This is a genomic window from Acinetobacter sp. YH16053, assembly GCF_013417035.1.
Classification (GTDB): Bacteria; Pseudomonadota; Gammaproteobacteria; order Pseudomonadales; family Moraxellaceae; genus Acinetobacter; species Acinetobacter towneri.
Genome location: NZ_VPEP01000009.1, coordinates 63,454 through 79,157, shown reverse-complemented (window position 1 = coordinate 79,157; position 15,704 = coordinate 63,454). Strand labels below are relative to the sequence as shown.

Here is a 15,704-nt window from a genome sequence, read left to right as displayed (position 1 = left end):
GTCAATGACTCGATTCACACTTTGATTGTCAAATCTAGGTCAATTGCGCTAGTCTTAAAGTGTAGCAATCTGATCTGCATTTTTTAAGCTGAATTATCATGGCAAACCTAGATTTACCCGACAACATCTTATTATCACTTTCTCATGTACTCCAACAACTACAGCAAAGTTTACCTGCTTTAAAACAAGAAACCGACTTTTCCGCCATCGCATTCAAATGGCAAGATCGACAATTGATAGCGATTCAACAACCAAGAAAAATTGATTTAGATGATTTAAAAGGCATCGAAAAGCAAAAAGAAAAAGTCATTCAAAACACCTTGCAGTTTTTAAATGGCTTACCTGCCAATGATGTGTTACTTACAGGCTCACGCGGTACGGGAAAATCATCTATTGTACGTACCCTATTGACCGAGTATGCCAATCAAGGATTACGTTTAATTGAAATTGAACGCGATGATTTGTCTGAATTGCCAGAAATTCAAAAAATCATTCAGCATCGTCCTGAAAAATTTATTGTCTACTGTGATGATTTAGCTTTTAACGCAGAAGATGAAAATTATCGTAGTTTAAAAAGTGTTTTAGATGGTTCATTACAATCAGGTTCCAGTAATTTTATTATTTATGCAACCAGTAACAGACGTCATCTATTACCTGAATTTATGCATGAAAATACACCTGTCACTCGTGTAGATGTACCGCAATATACTGAGTTGCATCCTCAAGAAGCAATTGAAGAGAAAATTTCACTGTCTGATCGCTTTGGTCTATGGCTGTCGTTTTATCCAATGGATCAAAATCTATATTTAGAAATTGTGGAGCATTATTTACACAAAGCCGAAATGCCAATGACTGCCGAAGTACGTGCAGAAGCATTAAGATGGTGTCAGGCACGTGGACAGCGTTCAGGGCGTGCTGCCTATCAATTTTCTAAACACTGGATTGGCTCGCAGCAACTTAAAGCACTTTAAATATTTTAATGGGTTGTTTGCATATAGAAGATAGTCAGCAACCCACTCTATTTAAACGCGCTAAATGACTGAGCGACTACTGACCTTGTTCTGCAGCAATCCGTGCCAATGTGTCTTTATAAAATTCTTCGCCATGCGCCTGCATTTCTGCCACAGTCGGCTCTCCTACATATACTTCTTGCGGTACTGTCGCTTCAGGTGTGATAGCCGAAGGATGAGTTGCTGCAGTAGTCAAACGAGTCGGCACTTCGACCTGTTGGGCTGTCACTGAACTCGGCTGATTTTCTGTACTATTTATATTTTGCTGTATTGACTCAGCCCCTTCGCAAGCGGTCAATACCATCATCCCCATCACACAAATAATGCAAAATGTATTTTTAAATCGCATGTTTATCTCAATTGGTTTTATATTAAATATCTACCAAAAATCATAGTTTAAAGTTGAAAACACAACAATTGGACAGGATTCACAGATTTAAATACTGCTGTCAGCTACTTTATGGATTTCTATAAATTGTAGGATGAGTGCACAAACAAATAAAGCAGTTCTATTTGAAACCAATACGTGAAATAAAGTTTGGGATAGAATATGACTATAAAACTTCAAAAAAATTAAAAATATTTATATTGCAATTATTTAATTTTACTTAATAAGATCAACTTTAGTCCATTGTATTATTTTATGAACCCATTATTCGCTTAAGATGCAATCTCTTTAAAACAAACAACGGTTAAAAAATAATGTTTAAATTTAAAAATTTGTTAATTACAGTAAGTTTAATTACAACGCTTACAGCATGTACACAAGTGAAAACGCAAGAGTATTATGCCGAGAACTTAGATGAAGCTAAAAAAGTTTTGCAGAAGTGCGAAGAAATGGCCAATCAAGGTAAATCACTAGAAGGTAAAAAATTAGAAAACTGTACAAATGCAGGGAATGCTGTGATGCAAGGCATGATGAAAGATCTTACCAAAGGTTTAATGGACGCAGTTCGCTAAGTCTTAAGTATTCGTTTCTAATATTAATGTAAAAATTTAGCATATAAAGTCAGAGGCAGATTATTGCCTCTGATTGATTTTATGCTACGAACAACTTAACCCGCAGTTGGATTGGTAAGCTCCGTCATTGGCCAACGTGGTGTAGTCGTAACCGATAAACCATCTTGCTGCCCTGCTTTTAAACGCTGATAGCCCGCAAAAGCAATCATTGCACCATTGTCGGTGCACAATGCAGGTTCTGCATAATAAACCGTTGCACGAATTTTAGCTAAATCTGCTTCTAAACGCTCACGTAACCGAGTATTTGCACTCACCCCACCCGCGATCACCAAGCGTTTTAAACCTGTTTGTTTTAAAGCTTTTACCGATTTTTTCACCAAAGTATCAACAATCGCTTCTTGGAAACTTGCCGCAATATCGGCATCACGGTTTTCATCACCTAACTTTTTCATTTGTACTGAAACCGCAGTTTTTAAACCGCTAAATGAAAATTCTAAGCCTTGGTGCAACATTGGACGTGGAAATTCAAAAGCTTTGGCATCGCCTTGTTCAGCTAGTTTGGCGATATTTGGCCCACCCGGATACGGTAAACCCATCATTTTGGCAACTTTGTCAAAAGCCTCGCCTGCAGCATCATCAATCGACTCGCCTAACAATTCATATTGGCCAATGCCATAAGCTGCCATGAGCTGTGTATGTCCACCCGAAACCAATAAAGCGACAAACGGAAATTCTGGCGGTGTCGCAGACAATAATGGTGCAAGCATGTGCCCTTCCATGTGATGCACCCCAATTGCAGGTTTATTTAAGGCAAAAGCTAAAGTTCGTCCAAATAATGCGCCTGTCATGAGTGCGCCCATTAGCCCCGGCCCACGGGTATAAGCCACTGCATCAATTTCAGATTTTTTGACTTGGCTCTGCTCAAGCAATTGATTGATTAAAGGAATAAGTTTGCGCACATGGTCACGTGAAGCCAGTTCGGGTACCACACCACCATACTCTGCATGCAATTTAATTTGGCTATACAGTACTTGCCCGCGCAAACCTAACTCGCTGTCATACAGTGCAAGTCCTGTTTCATCACAAGATGTTTCTAAGCCTAAAACGATCATTAAATTGCCTATAACCTGTATCAATTCTATTGCGAAACCTATTATAGACTTGTGATATGAGATGTAAATGAGTAAAATACTGACCTTCACTTGTGATCGTGGGCAATTTCGCCCAGATCTTATCCATAACTTAATGAGGATTCTTCATGCCACAAGTTAAATTGAAAGAAGGCGAACCAGTAGACGTAGCTATCCGTCGTTTCAAACGTTCTTGCGAAAAAGCAGGTGTTTTAGCTGACGTACGTAAGCGTGAATTCTACGAAAAACCAACTCAAGAACGTAAGCGCAAAAAAGCTGCTGCTGTTAAACGCTACCAAAAGAAATTGGCGCGTGAATCAGTACGTACTACTCGCCTTTACTAATTAATTTGTGATTGCCTGTCTGGATTAAATGATGACGACTTTAAAAAACCAAATTACTGACGTTTTGAAAGCGACAATGCGCGCCAAAGAAATGGATAAGTTAACGGTAATTCGTAGTCTACAGGCGGCAATTAAGCAAATCGAAGTCGATGAGCGCAAAGAGCTTGACGAGGCTCAGGTTCTTGCGGTCATTGAAAAGCAAATTAAACAACGTAAAGAATCGGTTAAAGCCTTTGAAGGCGCTGGCCGAGAAGATTTAGCTAGTAAGGAACAAGCCGAAATTGAGGTGTTATCTCAGTTTCTACCAGAAGCTATGACTGAGGAAGAACTTGATTCCATGATTGCGCAAACCATTGAAGCGCAACAAGCTACTAGCATGAAAGATATGGGTAAGGTGATGAACTCTCTGCGTCCGCTCATAGCCGGGCGCGCCGATCCTGCTCAAGTATCTGCCAAAATTAAAGCCAAATTAAGCTAATTAGCTCACCCCAAATTTGTGCTTCTCCGAACACTGATTTAAATGTCAGATTAAGCCCGCTTTAATCTTTCTATCTAATGCTATTAAGTAAAATGCTAAACCTAGGATGAGATAGATTATCTATTCACCCTTAGACACTTCTGCTTTAACTTTTTACTTTAAATCGCAGTTCACTTGATATTTTTTCAGTAATTGCATTTCTTTAGATGTGCTGACCTGCTGAATCACGTCCTGTTTATTAATATTCTGATAACGACGATCCAAATAGGCACGGTTTTCATCTGCTGCCTGATATAAACGATCAACATAACGACTAACAATGCCGCAAAACTGCTGCTGTTGCTGCGGATTAAAACCCTGCTGTTGTGGGTTTAAGCCTCGTAAAAACTGTCGGGTATCTTGTTTATATTGCGCATTAATTTCTTCAACAGCCAACACATACTGCTCTGCACTCGCAGCATAGACATTTTGCAAGGTCATCCCCAAAGTAAGGCATAAATAAATATATTTTTTCATTTTCAAGTCAGGGTCGTTTCAACTCAAGTTCTATTTTAGCATTGTATATTCGGTGAATAACTATTCACACGACTCAATTGCCAAAAAGTTGGGTTTGTATTGCGCAAATGCTTGCTCACATGGTTCGGGAACTTTGCCTTGAGTCACTGTCCCTAAGCGTAAGCGAATAATATCGGGTAAATCTAGCCGATAAGAATAAATCGGGCTGCCACACTCCTGACAAAATACCCGTGCTTTATTGGGACTATGAAAATATTCTTTTAGATATTTTAAGCCACGCACCACTTCAAAATGTTCGCGTGCCACTGGACTATTCCATACCATAATACCGCCTTGCGCACGACGGCAATGCTGGCAAAAACATAATATTGTTTTTTCAATTTCGGCATGGTAACGGTAATACACCGCACCACATAAACATTGTCCTTCAATCATTCTTAAACTCCCTTTCTTTATTGTTATGCCACCGTATGTACGCCCGACTTATATTTTTAACTGTCGTTCTCTTTGCATTTCAGTCACACGGTTTTTTATATTTGCCGACATCGCCTGATTGTCTTTGGCTAAACGCTGCGCGTGCAGTAATGATTTAATTGCCTCTTCTTCCCAACCTGACCAATACTGTACTTCTGCACGATACCGTAACACATTTACCGTGCGTAATGCAGAGCTTCGGTCTACATTTGCCGCTTGCTGCATTAAATTCCATGCCGATAAATCACGTGGATTTTTTTGCAAGAAATCCTTCAAAATACTTTCTGCTTGCGTAGTTTGATTTTGACGAATCAAAACCTCGGCCCATTTATAATTCAGCGCACGATTTTCAGGCATAATTCGCGCAGGTGAACCAATTGTTTTGAGCGCTAAATCAATTTTATTTTGCCCTAAATAAATGTCAGTTTGAATAAGTGTCAATAAATTATGTAAACGATTGTGACTTTTGGCCTGATCTATACTTTGTTGCGCCAAAACAAAATCGCCTTGCTGGCTATAAAAATAAGCCAAAGCCAAATTCGCCGCAAAATGGTTACGGGTTGCAAATGCTTTAAGCTGCTGTTCTGTCGCCTGCTGCGAAACCACCAAACTATATAACTTTAAAATCTCAAAGTCTTCATCACGCAGCGAGGTTGGCACTGGTGGCAATTGATTGGCACGTAAACGCGCCTCACTCATCCGCTCTGTGGTTAAGGGATGGGTAAACCAAAAGTCAGGTAAGAAGCTCACTCGACTCGTAGTACGGTGCATCACCTCAAAAAAATCTGCCATACTTTGTGGGTTATAGCCTGCGCTATACATATATTGCATGCCAATACGGTCTGCTTCACGTTCCTGATTACGGCTATAAGTCAATTGCTGATCCATTAAAGCGGCTTGAGAACCCATCATCACCGCTGCGCCTGCATCACCATCGGCTTGTGAGGCAACCAATGCCCCAACCACAACCCCAGCCAGTGCCAACAAACCCTGTCCTTTAAATGCCTCTTGAGAGCGACTGTAATGACGTTGCGACACATGCGCAATTTCATGCGCCATCACGCCCGCAACTTCATCCATATTACGGGCAGAATTAATAAGACCTGTGTTTAACGCAAATAAACCACCCGGCACAGCAAAAGCATTAATTTGTGGATCATTGATAATGAGTAGCCCAATGGGTTGCCCCAATTGAGTTTGGCTGAGTAGATGCGAAAACGTATTGATTAATTGATCTTCCAGCCACGGGTTTTGCGTGACAGGCATTTTACGCTGCACTTCCCGATAGACTTTTTCACCAATACTGCGTTCTTTTTGCTGATCAATTAATCCCACACCACTGCCTATTTCAGGCACATTAAATTGTGGTGTGGTGGTTAGATTGGCACTTTGGGTTGTCGCAATACTGGCAAAACTCAAACCGCAGATCAGTAATAGATGTTTCAATGGATGATCTCAAATACATATTTTGCATAATGATTCACTATAACATTGAAAAATGAACGCATTTGCAATGATGTGTTATCAATTTTTACCAAATCATCTTTAACTTTAAGACGTATAACAAGCAGGATTAACAACATATTGCGGGCGACGTCCTTCCAGCGCATCAACTAAATTTTTATAGGCTAAGTTTGCCATTTGTCGACGAGTTGCTGCAGTTGCTGAACCAATGTGCGGCAAAGTCACGACATTATCTAACTCAAATAATGGTGATTCTTGCAGTGGTTCTTTGTCATAGACATCCAAAGCTGCGGCAAAAATTTTGCCTGCTTGTAAGGTCTGAATAAGTGCCTGCTCATCAATGACCGAACCACGCGAAATATTGACCAAAATTGCATGAGACGGCATTAAATCAAGTTCACGCTGACCAATTAAGGCTTTAGAGTCTGCATTTAAATCGACTGCCAGTACCACAAAATCAGACTGTTGCAGCAATTCATCCAGACTTAAATATTCTGCATTAAATGCCTTCGCCACTTCCATTTTTTCACGACGATTGTGGTACACCACATTCATATTAAAACCATGAAATGCACGCCGTGCGATAGCCGCACCAATATGCCCCAAACCTACAATACCAATGGTTTTACCATAAATATCCTGTCCAAACTGTGCTGCACCCACGGTACGTTTCCATTGCCCTTGTTTAGTCCACCGATCTAAATATGGCACTTGTCGTGCTGCACTCATCAATAAAGTAAAGGCTAAATCTGCTGTGGTTTCAGTCAAGACATGCGGTGTATGGCAAAGACTAATCTTTTGTTGGGTTAAATAATCTACATCATAGTTGTCGTAACCGACACTTACACTCGAAATCACTTTGAGTTTAGTCGCAGTATGTAAGTTACTTTGATTAAGCAAGCGCCCTGCACCAATCATGCCATCCGCATCTTGCACATGCTCAAGCAACTGTTGATTCACGTCACCCAACTTCGGGCTGACCTGCACCACCTGATAATCTTGCTCTAGCTTACTTAAAATTTCTGCATCAATTTGACTAAACACTACCACTTTTTTACGCATGATTATCCCTGTTTCGTGTCTACAATTGCTTGTATATGTAGAGTTTTAAATATCTGAATTGACTTAGGCTTTAGGCTTTAACGATGTGATTTGTATCGCATCCCACAGACTTTTTTTCAACAGCGGTTGATCTAACATCTCTTGCAAGCTGGCTAAATGCAAACATTGTTCAGATTTAAAATGTGGTAATTGACCTAAAATCAGCATGTTTTTATCTGTGCTCAAGACATCAACAAAACCTTGCACATAATTTTCTACCCCGATGCCGTCTTGTAATACTTCTAAAGCAAAAGGCCATTGCAATACGTGATATTCGGCCTGTAGCGCATGTTGAATATTACGCCACAATTGTTGCTGTTCCTGACTCAAGGTAGTGCTTTCTACCAAAATGACACAATGTGGCAACTGCAAAGCTTCAATACTAAATGCTTCAATTTGCAGCATGACACGCGCTTCAGGAACAACTTCTGGCGCGGCCGCTTCAACTGTCGTATGTTGCGGAGATGGTTCTTGCTTAGGCTTTTCGTGAATAATCGGCTGTTGTTGTTTTAATTGTTGAGGTACTGCAGCAGGAACAATAATTTCGCTGTGTATTTCAGGTGCAGCTTGGTCGCGCCAAACCGATGATTGTGGCAAAGTTTGAGACACAGCCGTTCTGGAAACCCAAATATCGATTCCCAAACTGGCTAAAATGTCACGCTGATGCCCCATCATGTTTATCATCACCTATCTAATTTTTCGCTGCACGTATTTATCACAGAACAACATGCAAGATAGCACCTATTCTACCTAGAAAGGCTGCACAATGCTGTGCTTTCTTTCACCCAATCTGACCTATTCGTATTTTTTCAAAATCTGCTTTAAACACACCTAGTCAATCAGTGTCACACAATCATCAAACTGTTTTGTTTTTGCATTTGCTCGACAATTTCTTCGGTTTTAAAACCTAAACGCCAATAGAGCAACTCCAAAACATCCAATTCATCTTGGGTGATAATACGGTCATTCCACAAACAAATTTCAGCAATGCCTAACACCATTAGTCGATCACGCAGCAGCAAACCTGCCATATCATTTAAAATTTCTGATAAATCAATCGGTTCATCTGAAATTTCTTCATAATCAATCAATTCATCTGCAGTTAAAACACGTTCTAAAATACGTTCACGTACATCTAACTGATTAACACTATTAATTTGCTGCACATGCAATAAAGCATCGATTAAACGTACAATTTGCGGTTTAACTTCGTGTAACGCTGCAGGTGTATGTAAAGGCAGTAAGTTTAATTCAAACTTGATTCGTTCAAGCAGCAAAGCATCTAACAAACCAATTTCACCATCTTCCTGAATGATTTTTGCCAATTTGGTTAAAAACTGCCGTGCGATACTCAGCGGCATACCACCAATATTTTTACATGCTTCATGGAAAATCGAGATATGTACTCGCCCATCCAAATTTAATAAAGCATCTACAATTGCACGGCTGACTTCTGCTTCAGCAGGAATAAATTCACGATATTGGCGAATCATCAAAATAGCGACAATCACCTCACGCGAACCCGTTGCCGTTTGTAAGGCACGCTGAATTAGCTCTGGACGCGGCATGTTATTGCGAATTTCAGGCTTGAGTGGCTTAATTGCATCATTAATTGCAAAGCTAATCGGCGACAAGCGCAGCAAAGGCAAAGGTTGCGGTGAGCTCCACGGCGCATAATATTCAGCATTCATTTCTTCTAACGAGCGAAATAGGCTAAACAAAGGCTGATTGCGTAAACGCTTCAAATTTTCGAGTTGTAAGTCTTGCACCAAGGTTGGATCAAGCTCAAAAATACGGGCTTCAATACTTGGATGAATATTCATCCAGCTTTGCGGACTGAGCGAGTTAGCAAAGCACATGTGGGAAATAGATTCTGAATATTCACTATGAATTTGCGACCCTGCATGATGCACATAAATTCGCAGCAAAGTTTGAATATTGGCATTATTTTGAATCAAACGTTTGGTTTTTAAATCATTTTTAAAGGTACGTCCGCTTAGACTAATATATTTAATTAAGCGGGTAATCAACACGCCCAAGCTACCAAACAACCAGATACCACCACCTACAGCAACAAAAAAAGTCGCTAACTTATGTGGCGGTGCATCACGATGTTGTCCAAAGCCAAGTTTGGCGATGCTACTGCCCCACTTACTAAACGTGGTTAGGCTACTGTAGAGGATTTTAAGCTTGGTATTATCAATGGTTTCACCACTTAAAATATGGTTAAACTCATGGCTGAGTAGTCCATAAAGCTCTTGCTCATCCAAGTTTTGCAAAGCACCCCAAGTCAAAATAATCACAATATCTTTATGACTAAAGCCTGCAGTGAGGGCATTTACCCCAATTTCATCGGGCAATACATATACAGTAGGCGCTGGGATTTGAAAGGTATCGGCCAATTGTTCGGTCAGTTTAAGTGCGGTACTTTCTTCTGGGGTACTTTCGAACTGGGTTAAACGACGCGCACCCAATTGTTTTGCCAAAGAATGACCGCCTGAGCGAAAAACGTAAAATTCCAAAATAACGGATACAGTCATAATCAACACCAAGACCGTAATCCAGTATGGACTTAGACTGTGCCAATAGATGGATTGGCTTGAATCGACATAATAAACCAACAGACCCAAAACTGTGTTTAAGATAAACAGAGTCAAAGCGACTGCAACCAAACATAAAATTGCAGACCAAATCATATTTTTGTTTTTAATCAAGTAACTACTCACAGACCTCAATGTAAACATCCTGAATTACATTGTATTTGAGCCACCATCATAAATGAAAAAAGCGGGAATTTCCCGCTTTTCTCACTGAGCTGATCAGAAAAAGAATTAACTCTCTTTTACACCAGTTAAGTCTACTGACGCGGCATCAATATTGACATCAATATAACCATCTTTGCCTTTTTTAGCCAAGTCGTTACGCTTTTGCTCAAGATCATTCAGATAAGCTTCGTCAATTCCGCCAGCCACATACACACCATCAAATACTGAACAATCAAATTCAGTTAAATGCGGCACTTTATGGGTACGAACCGCTTGTTTTAAATCTTCTAAATCTTGGAAAATTAAACGGTCTGCACCAATAATTTCACGAATTTCTTCGACATTACGGTTAGACGCGATTAATTCATCTTTGGCTGGCATATCAATACCATACACGTTTGGATATTTCACCATTGGCGCTGCAGAAGCAAAGAATACTTTTTTCGCACCTGCATCACGTGCCATTTGAATAATTTCGTTACAGGTCGTACCACGGACAATCGAGTCATCCACCAACAGTACATTTTTGCCTTTAAACTCAAGCTCTACAGGGTTGAGTTTTTGGCGTACTGATTTTTTACGCAATTGCTGACCTGGCATAATAAAGGTACGTCCGATATAACGGTTTTTCATAAAACCTTCACGGAATTTAACCCCTAAAGTATTTGCCAATTCTAAAGCTGAAGTACGCGATGTATCTGGAATTGGAATAACGACATCAATATCGTGCTGCTCGCCCCACTCTTGGGTAATTTTATGCGCCAGTTTTTCGCCCATTTTCAAACGCGCTTTGTACACTGAAATACCATCAATGGTCGCATCTGGACGAGCAAAATATACATATTCAAAAATACATGGGCGATATTCAGGTTTAGCGGCACATTGCTGGGTAAATAATTCACCTGCGTCATTAATAAAGATCGCTTCACCCGGCGCAATATCACGTTCAACTTTAAAGCCAAGTGCAGTAATTGCCACAGATTCTGATGCAATAATATATTCCATGCCCTGTTCAGTTTCACGTGAACCATAAATCAATGGACGGATACCATTTGGATCACGGAAGCCAACCAAGCCTTGACCTGTAATCATAGCAACAACGCCATAAGCACCCTTACAACGCTCATGCACACGGCTGATCACATGAAAAATATCTTCTGAAGTTGGGTTTAATTTGCCACGTTTTTGCAATTCATGTGCAAATACGTTCAATAACACTTCTGAGTCAGAATCGGTGTTCATGTGACGTAAATCTGTTTTAAACAGATCTTCGTGAATTTCTTCGGCATTGGTCAAATTACCATTGTGTGCCAAAGTAATCCCGTACGGCGAGTTCACATAAAATGGCTGCGCTTCAGCACTGCTTGATGAACCTGCAGTTGGATAACGCACATGCCCAATACCATAATTACCTTGCAACGCACGCATGTGACGCGTATGGAATACATCACGCACCATACCGTTATCTTTACGCAAGAACAAACGCCCATTGTGGCAAGTTACGATCCCAGCTGCATCCTGTCCACGATGTTGTAACATCGTTAATGCATCAAACAACATTTGGTTAACAGGTGATTTACCAGCTATACCAACAACTCCACACATAGCAACCTCGCAGACCAGCTAGGGATTAATAAAAAGGATTATTCGTTGAGCCATCTGCGCCAGAGCGATTTTCTTTTGCGTCAGATGCGATGTCGGAAGATGGCGCGGCATCTTTCGACTTGATGTGCTGTAAAGCCTCATTGGCAGCGTCTTTGGACAGTTCTGTTGCCCACGGTGCATACGGCAATAAAGTTTGTACAAATTTAGACTGTTTCCAATAAGGCGAGCTTTCGACCCAAGGACCAATGCCTTGAATGGTAATAAGAACAATGAGTAAGCCTTTCAAGGTACCAAATGCACCGCCTGCCAAACGATTTAATGGGCCAAGTTTCAAGCTCTTTAAAACACCATTTAAAACAGCGGTTACAATCCAGGTCAGTACCACAATCACCAAGACAATAAATGCAAAGGCTGCAATTTTTTGTACCACAGGATCGCTACTGAGTGCTGTCATCGAAGGTGCTAGGACAACTGCATATTTTGCCGCAACAATTAGGGCAAAAATCCATCCTACCAAGTTCGCAAAGGCTTTAATAAATCCTTGTCGCAAACCGTTCAACCCTCCAATCAGCAAGAGAATCAGAATAACGATATCAATGGTATTCATAAGTTATAAGGCGTTCACACAATCTTGAACCAACTCAGGACCTGCATAGATTAAACCACTATACACCTGAACCAAGCTTGCACCTGCATTTTTTTTGGCAACCGCTTGTTCGCCCGACAAAATGCCACCGACACCAATTAAAGGAATTTCACCTTTCAGTGCTGCTGAAAATGCTGCCAAACATGCAGTACTTTTTTCAAACACAGGCGCGCCCGATAAACCACCAGCTTCATCGCCATGCGGCAAGTTTTCTACGCCTTCACGCGACAAAGTGGTATTGGTCACAATCAGGCCATCAATTTTGAATTGCAACAATTGCTTGGCAATAAACTGAATATCTTCAGGGTCTAAATCTGGAGCAACTTTTAAGACCAACGGCACATAATGTTGATGTTCTTCGGCCAACTCCAACTGACGCTGTTTGAGGGTTTGCAATAATTCAGTCAGCGCATCACCACTTTGCAAACTGCGCAAATTTTTGGTATTCGGTGATGAAATATTTACAGTAATATAAGAGGCATAGTTATAGACTTTTTCTAGACAAATCAGATAATCATCTACCGCATTTTCAACAGGCGTATCGGCATTTTTACCAATATTAATCCCTAAAATACCTTTAAATTTTGCCGCTTTGACGTTTTCAATCAGCTGATCGACCCCATCATTATTAAAACCCATACGGTTAATAATGGCTTTGGCCTGTGGAATACGGAATAAACGTGGATGCGGATTGCCCGCTTGAGGACGTGGCGTAATGGTGCCAATTTCAATAAACCCAAAGCCTAAACCAGCCAAGGCATCAATATATGCACCATTTTTGTCTAGACCTGCTGCCAAACCTACTGGATTAGGGAATTCAATTCCCATACAAGTCACAGGTTTCGCTACAGTCTTTTGACGCATCAAGCCCATTTTATGGCTCGATTTCAATAGTGATAGTGTCAGCTCATGTGCACGCTCTGGTGCTAAAGAAAATAACAACGGGCGGGCTAGAGAATACAACATATCTGCAAAAGTCTACTGCTTTCTAAGTCGCCATATTATAGGCTTAGCCCAGTCAAAACGCTATGCTTGACATGGGTTTATTTTCCGAGTTTCGGACTTTATTTTTAACCTTTACTGGACTGTCGCTGTTAATTTAATCTGCCCTGCTTCAGAAATTAATTCCATTTTTTCGATACTTAAACCCATTTGCGCCAATTGGGTTAAAAAATTTGCCAACACAGCATAATTGGCATGACTCGCCACCAGTAGCATCTTGTCACCACTTTGCTGCGAAGCAACCGATAAACCCTGTTGCTGAGCCACACGCTGAATTTTATCGGCTGCACTGAGTTGTGCATCATTGGCAGGTTTCATGGTGACTGCATGACTTTGCATCACCACCACCAAATCTTTAAGGTCATTTACCCGTTTTTGCTGTTTTTCGGCTGCGGCATGCATATACCACAACGCAGAACCCACAGCAGCAACGATCACAAAGATTGTGGTAAATACCACCAAAACACGTTCACGTGTATTTAAACGATCTAGATAATCTTGTATCAGTTCAATACGTTGATCGAACCAAGTTGACATTTTTTCAATGGCTTTCATTATTGTATTTTCACCAATCCTACTGCACCTGACGCGCTCGGCTGAATATTACCCAGCTCGACCTTAAAACCCTGCTGATTCAATTGCTGAGTGAGCGCTTGTAAGGTCGCTGCCGAGTTGGCATTCAATTCCATGTTCAACATATTGGCATCAAAACTCACACGATTGGCCACAATTTGATTTTGCATCAACACAGGGCCAACACGACTGAGCAATTGCAGCGCTTGAGTATCTGCATTTTTACTCATGCGTACCTGACTTTCAAACTGGCTTTGAATATTTTGTTCGGTAATACGACTATTTGCACCAAACCAATATTGATATTGTTCTATGGCTTGAACCGCTGTTTGATCTGCTACTTTTTTAAGTTTGCTCCAACGCAGTGCATCATAGCTAAACTGTACAATTAAAATCCCAAGAAATACTGCTGCACAGGCTTTCCAATAACCTGAAACACCCGTGTCTTGCTTGGATTTTGGCAGCATATTGAATGGATGCTGTTTGGCTTTCACTAATGCAGGTACTACATAATGAAAGCTTTCTAATTGTTCTTGTGTTGCAAATGCTTCAATACTTTGCATTTGTTCTGCACTAAAGTTGGTGATTTTATAGTTTCGTTCTGCAGTTTGATAATCTAGATAAAGTGCCAGATCATCAACTGAACAACCTAAAAATTCACTTTCACGTACCAACAAGCGTCCGCAAATATTTCCAATCACCGTTTGCCCTGGTTCAGGTTGCGGCAAAATTAAAAAATCAGGTAACAATGCACTGATTTTAACTGGCAACAAACTTAATACATGCAAATAGGTTTCAATACTATGCTTGGCAACTCCCAGCACGGTTATTTGCTCAGGTGGCTGAAAATGATGAACCACCTGCATCGCATCAATTGGCAATACGGTATATTCTTCTAATAAATACTTCACGCCATCGGTACCCAATTGTTTATATTGAGCTTTAGGCAAAGTTTGTTGCATGATTTGCACATCACGGCTTGGGAAAAACACCACAGCATCTTTTCCTTGAAAAGCCTGCAATGCCTGAATCAAGGCATCAAGACTATCTGCCTCTGTCCAGTATTCCCCATTTGACCATTGCCAAACCCCATTGGCTTCTGGCATCCATAAATACAGCATTATTATCGTTCTACCGTTGAATTATATTTAACTTTATACATTTATTTTATGCGTTTGGAATAAAACTTTTGATTTGGGTTGAAAGCCCCGCAGCAATTACTGCCTGCTCATAAATCCGTGCTTCTGCCAAATGATAGGGATGGAATGATTCTGAAGTCAAAATCTCTGCCATGTGCGCCACTACATTCATGTGACACACCACTGCAATTGACTCATACGGCAATTGTGACAACCATTCCACAGCAACTTTTGCATCATCTTCAGGTTTAATGGTATTGCAGACCACCACAGGCACATCTTTAAAATATTGCTGCAAATGTGCCAAAGTTTCTTGTGCACGCAGTAAAGGACTGACTACAAACACATCGGGCTGAATGATATTTTTTACATAATCTGCCGTTTCTTGTGCTTGTATATGACCACGCTCAGTCAATGGACGCTGATGATCATTGCCCATAATCGCAGGAGCGGCTTCACCATGACGAACAAGAGTCAGTTGCATAGAATTTCCTTAT

General features: G+C 40.7%; 18 protein-coding genes. 4 read left to right on the top strand and 14 right to left on the bottom strand.

The annotated features are described in order from the left end of the window. The first annotated feature begins 98 nt into the window (after positions 1-98). Complete coding sequence (locus tag FTV43_RS09010) at positions 99-971, top strand: ATP-binding protein (RefSeq protein WP_179995365.1); 873 nt, start codon at positions 99-101, stop codon at positions 969-971. Positions 972-1,047: 76 nt separating this feature from the next. Here the strand turns inward: FTV43_RS09010 and FTV43_RS09005 are convergent, their stop codons facing one another. Next, entirely contained in the window at positions 1,048-1,359 is a 312-nt protein-coding gene (locus FTV43_RS09005) for a hypothetical protein (protein WP_096902521.1), read from the bottom strand. A gap of 353 nt (positions 1,360-1,712) precedes the next feature. Between FTV43_RS09005 and FTV43_RS09000 the strand changes: the two genes are divergently transcribed. Beyond that, entirely contained in the window at positions 1,713-1,970 is a 258-nt protein-coding gene (locus FTV43_RS09000) for an EexN family lipoprotein (RefSeq protein WP_004971457.1), read from the top strand. Positions 1,971-2,065: 95 nt separating this feature from the next. Here the strand turns inward: FTV43_RS09000 and tsaD are convergent, their stop codons facing one another. Continuing rightward, entirely contained in the window at positions 2,066-3,082 is a 1,017-nt protein-coding gene (tsaD, locus tag FTV43_RS08995; protein ID WP_004971458.1) for a tRNA (adenosine(37)-N6)-threonylcarbamoyltransferase complex transferase subunit TsaD, read from the bottom strand. Positions 3,083-3,228: 146 nt separating this feature from the next. On the opposite strand from tsaD, the gene rpsU reads away from it, so the two are divergent. Continuing rightward, positions 3,229-3,444, top strand: coding sequence for a 30S ribosomal protein S21 (gene rpsU, locus FTV43_RS08990; RefSeq protein ID WP_001136722.1), 216 nt, complete (start codon positions 3,229-3,231; stop codon positions 3,442-3,444). Positions 3,445-3,475: 31 nt separating this feature from the next. Beyond that, the gene (locus FTV43_RS08985) at positions 3,476-3,922 is read left to right on the top strand and encodes a GatB/YqeY domain-containing protein (protein WP_179995367.1); all 447 of its coding nucleotides are present in this window, start codon (positions 3,476-3,478) and stop codon (positions 3,920-3,922) included. 153 nt (positions 3,923-4,075) lie between these two features. Here FTV43_RS08985 and FTV43_RS08980 read toward each other — a convergent pair whose 3' ends face one another. From FTV43_RS08980 to FTV43_RS08925, 12 genes are all read right to left on the bottom strand, one after another. Further along, on the bottom strand, positions 4,076-4,438 hold the full coding sequence (locus tag FTV43_RS08980) for a hypothetical protein (protein WP_004971462.1): 363 nt from the start codon (positions 4,436-4,438) through the stop codon (positions 4,076-4,078). A 60-nt stretch (positions 4,439-4,498) separates the two neighbouring features. Then, positions 4,499-4,873 carry a GFA family protein gene (locus FTV43_RS08975; protein WP_179995364.1) on the bottom strand — a complete coding sequence of 125 codons (375 nt, stop codon included), beginning with the start codon at positions 4,871-4,873 and terminating at the stop codon, positions 4,499-4,501. 48 nt (positions 4,874-4,921) lie between these two features. After that, positions 4,922-6,358, bottom strand: coding sequence for a M48 family metalloprotease (locus FTV43_RS08970; protein ID WP_178318511.1), 1,437 nt, complete (start codon positions 6,356-6,358; stop codon positions 4,922-4,924). A 105-nt stretch (positions 6,359-6,463) separates the two neighbouring features. Then, positions 6,464-7,438, bottom strand: a complete 975-nt coding sequence (locus tag FTV43_RS08965; protein WP_104851813.1) for a D-glycerate dehydrogenase — start codon at positions 7,436-7,438, stop codon at positions 6,464-6,466. Between the two features lie 63 nt (positions 7,439-7,501). Then, a complete protein-coding gene (locus FTV43_RS08960) occupies positions 7,502-8,152 on the bottom strand; it encodes a hypothetical protein (RefSeq protein WP_179995363.1) in 651 nt (216 codons plus the stop codon). Between the two features lie 170 nt (positions 8,153-8,322). Continuing rightward, the gene (locus FTV43_RS08955; protein WP_179995362.1) at positions 8,323-10,212 is read right to left on the bottom strand and encodes a M48 family metalloprotease; all 1,890 of its coding nucleotides are present in this window, start codon (positions 10,210-10,212) and stop codon (positions 8,323-8,325) included. A gap of 96 nt (positions 10,213-10,308) precedes the next feature. Beyond that, the gene (purF, locus tag FTV43_RS08950) at positions 10,309-11,847 is read right to left on the bottom strand and encodes an amidophosphoribosyltransferase (RefSeq protein ID WP_096902526.1); all 1,539 of its coding nucleotides are present in this window, start codon (positions 11,845-11,847) and stop codon (positions 10,309-10,311) included. A gap of 25 nt (positions 11,848-11,872) precedes the next feature. After that, positions 11,873-12,454: a CvpA family protein gene (locus tag FTV43_RS08945; protein WP_004971476.1), complete on the bottom strand. Its 582-nt coding sequence runs from the start codon at positions 12,452-12,454 to the stop codon at positions 11,873-11,875. 3 nt (positions 12,455-12,457) lie between these two features. Next, entirely contained in the window at positions 12,458-13,459 is a 1,002-nt protein-coding gene (locus tag FTV43_RS08940; protein ID WP_004971477.1) for a quinone-dependent dihydroorotate dehydrogenase, read from the bottom strand. A gap of 111 nt (positions 13,460-13,570) precedes the next feature. Continuing rightward, positions 13,571-14,050 (bottom strand): type II secretion system protein GspM, encoded by a 480-nt coding sequence (gspM, locus tag FTV43_RS08935; RefSeq protein WP_004971478.1) that lies wholly within the window; start codon positions 14,048-14,050, stop codon positions 13,571-13,573. Then, positions 14,050-15,189 (bottom strand): type II secretion system protein GspL, encoded by a 1,140-nt coding sequence (gene gspL / locus FTV43_RS08930; RefSeq protein WP_179995361.1) that lies wholly within the window; start codon positions 15,187-15,189, stop codon positions 14,050-14,052. Before gspL ends, gspM begins: the two co-directional genes overlap by 1 nt. Positions 15,190-15,235: 46 nt before the next feature. Beyond that, entirely contained in the window at positions 15,236-15,691 is a 456-nt protein-coding gene (locus FTV43_RS08925) for a histidine phosphatase family protein (RefSeq protein WP_179989753.1), read from the bottom strand. Positions 15,692-15,704: the final 13 nt, after the last annotated feature.